Source organism: Natronorubrum sp. A-ect3, from assembly GCF_041821125.1.
In the GTDB taxonomy this organism is placed as follows: domain Archaea; phylum Halobacteriota; class Halobacteria; order Halobacteriales; family Natrialbaceae; genus Natronorubrum; species Natronorubrum bangense.
The window spans coordinates 1-524 of sequence record NZ_JBGUBB010000028.1 but is presented as its reverse complement, the minus strand read 5'-3'; the positions used below and the strand labels follow the sequence as shown (position 1 = coordinate 524).

The window sequence follows — 524 nt, the reverse complement described above, 5'->3', positions numbered from 1 at the left end:
CTGGAGTACGACGTGTTCGCCCCCGCTTCGAGGGGGCGAACACGAGTTCACCAGCCACCAGACCTCTTTCGCGGCTTTCTGCACTGCTACTACAAGGATATCTACGGCACACGACCGGTTGCACGAGAACTCCAGCACGGCCTCGCTTGGTATTACTGCGGACTTGAGAAACCGCCATCGAGAGACACGATTGATCGGTTTCTCACCGACCTCGAACACGTCATCGACGACGTCTTCGACAGGCTCGTCGAGCAGGCCGCCGCCCGCGGCCTGCTCGACTCGACGTACTCCATCGATTCGACCCACGTCGAAGCGATCCAGTACAACGACGCTGCCTCATGGAACTACGATCCAACAGCCGAAGAGTACTACTACGGCTTCGGTTGTACGATCGTCTCAACCGGCACAAAGATCCCGATCGCGGCGGAGTTCACCCAGGCCAAACAAGCAGACCAAGAGACGGCGATGCGCGTCACCCGTGACGCGCTCGCCGTCGATACACCGATCTGGATGCTTGGAGACAG

1 protein-coding gene is annotated in these 524 nt (G+C 59.4%); it reads left to right on the top strand.

What is annotated here, in order from left to right; all coding sequences use genetic code 11:
• A partial coding sequence (locus tag ACERJA_RS20135) for a transposase (protein ID WP_373609980.1) occupies positions 1-524 on the top strand: 524 nt, incomplete at both ends.